The following is an 897-nucleotide window of genomic DNA, read 5'->3' on the forward strand; positions in this document are numbered from 1 at the left end:
TTGAATGTAGCAACCGCGACAGTCCAACCTGCTTGGATAAGCACCCAAAGCAATAGGGAACCTTCGTGTGCACCCCATACCGCTGTCAAACGGTAGTACCAAGGCAGTTGGCTGTTTGAGTTACTTGCTACGTATTGCAGAGTGAAGTCGTTAGTATAAAAACCCCAACACAAAATCACGAACGAGAAAAACAGCATGATGAACATCGACCAAGACAGCGGTCGAGCGGTATTCATCAGCATCGTATTATTGTTTGATGCGCCCCATAGCGGCAGTACAGAAAGCAGCACCGCCATCGCTAAAGATAAAATGAGGGAAAAATGGCCGATTTCAGCAATCATTCGCCGCTTCCTTGTTTTTGTTCACTGCTGTATTGCAATGGTTCATGCGTTTTCTTCATGGCTTCTGCAATTTCAGGTGGCATATATTCTTCGTCGTGTTTAGCGAGAACTTCAAACGCTTCAACTGTCGTTGCGTCTTTTAGAACACCTTGCGCAACGATGCCCTGCCCTTCACGGAACAAATCAGGAAGAATACCTTCGTAAGTGATCGTTACTTTTGGACCCACATCATGCAGATCAAAGCTCACTTTAAGAGAGTTAGGATCACGACGAACCGAGCCTACAACTACCATACCACCAATACGAAGACGCTGACCAACCTCAGGTTTAGTACCATCTGGCTTACCGTTGACCAGTTCAGTCGGCGTGTAGAAAAGGTCCATATTTTGGTTAAGCGCATATAGCATTAAACCGATGGTGGCACTGATACCGATAAAGATCGCCAGAACAATACCTAGCCTCTTTTTACGTCTCGGGTTCATAAGGTGTTCTCCATATTCTTCGCTGCGTCAATACGCGCTTGACGGTCAATTTTCGCTTTCACTTCTTTCATTAA

1 protein-coding gene and 2 pseudogenes are annotated in these 897 nt (G+C 45.6%); all 3 read right to left on the reverse strand.

Annotated elements, in window-relative coordinates; genetic code table 11:
- Positions 1 to 341 (reverse strand): annotated as a pseudogene (locus tag R7E78_RS25200) (heme lyase NrfEFG subunit NrfE); the annotation flags it as partial.
- The gene (ccmE, locus tag R7E78_RS25205) at positions 338 to 823 is read right to left on the reverse strand and encodes a cytochrome c maturation protein CcmE (protein ID WP_005457727.1); all 486 of its coding nucleotides are present in this window, start codon (positions 821 to 823) and stop codon (positions 338 to 340) included. The gene ccmE and the pseudogene R7E78_RS25200, both read right to left, overlap by 4 nt.
- A pseudogene (locus R7E78_RS25210) lies at positions 820 to 897 on the reverse strand (heme exporter CcmD); the annotation flags it as partial. The gene ccmE and the pseudogene R7E78_RS25210, both read right to left, overlap by 4 nt.

Source organism: Vibrio sp. YT-19(2023) (assembly GCF_033337395.1).